This is a genomic window from Citrobacter sp. TBCS-15 (assembly GCF_005280815.1).
In the GTDB taxonomy this organism is placed as follows: Bacteria; Pseudomonadota; Gammaproteobacteria; order Enterobacterales; family Enterobacteriaceae; genus Citrobacter; species Citrobacter werkmanii.
Window position 1 is genome coordinate 1 of the sequence record NZ_SZWK01000019.1, and the last position, 1,254, is coordinate 1,254.

The window sequence follows — 1,254 nt, forward strand, 5'->3', positions numbered from 1 at the left end:
TATCAGATTGTGTAAGAGGTTTTAATCTAACATACCCTTGAATAGCATATATTCCATTTGCGTTTATATTTTTTTCGTTTGTAACAGTAACACTCTCACATTTCAAAGTATTGCTATTAAATTTAACTAATTCTAATCTTAAATATTTTGAGTTAGTATATTTTAAAATAGAACCCTTATTTAATGTCATTTTTTGAGTTGAAAAGTATGTCTTGTTAATATCTTTTGAAGCACTACCAACACTATATTTTCCATATGTTACAGTCAAGTCAATATCAACTAACATTCTATCTTTGAGAAATTTTAATTCATCTTCAATAATGTCTATTTTGTCTGTAGTTGAAATATATGATGTAAAAATAAAATTTGATTTTGTCGTTGCAACATCTTCTCCCATTTTTCCAAAACCAGTTTTGGCAGTTTGAAAAGCAATTTTGCCAATATGCTTTATACTCATTCCATTTTTTACTTCGCCATAGCGTAAAAAAGCACCATTTTTATCATATAAAAAATATTTATAAAGTGTATAATTAGTTGGATTTTTAATATTTAATTCAACAGTACCGCTAATATCAAACTTTACAGTTCTATTCATAGACTCATTAATAACTGTTTCGCCATTATTATCATTATATTTACCAACTTCCCAAGCAACATTTAAAGTTGTTGGTGTTAAACTGTTCGCTTGTGCTTCGGTAGCCTTTGCCATTGCATTTTTGGCTTCACTTTCAGCTTGTTTTGCTGTTTCTTGAGCAGTTGTTACATTTTGATTTGTGATTAATAAATCTGATTGTTCAGCTTTTGTTGAAATTGCAATCCCTTGCCTGCTGACATCAGCTTGTAAGTTGTTCAAGTCTGTTTGATTGGCTTTAAGCTCAATATTGCTCTTGTTTGATTCAGTTTGAGCATGTAAGTCATTCAACTCACTACGCATTACTTGTGGCATATTTTCCAATAATAATTTTGTAAAATCATCAATCTTATTATTTACTTCTTGAGCTAAATCTGTAACCGTAGAATTATCTGATATAAACGTAAGGTTCTTGCTGACGATAACCTGCTCTTTATCTTCATTGAGAAGTATTAAGTTCGCTTCAATAACTCCAGTTTCTGTCATTTCGGTAGGAATTACTAAAATAAACTCTCCCTTAGTTAAGTTTTCAGGAGGAATCATAACAAAACCTGAATTACTGCTATTAGTATATTGATATGTAAGTTTTAATGAATGGCCAGTCAAATCAATTTCGCCTCCAT

General features: G+C 29.9%; 1 protein-coding gene. It reads right to left on the bottom strand.

Annotated features, from left to right (window positions below; genetic code table 11):
• The coding region (locus FDW96_RS25155; protein ID WP_212732844.1) for a BppU family phage baseplate upper protein at nucleotides 1-1,254 on the bottom strand (1,254 nt) is incomplete at both ends.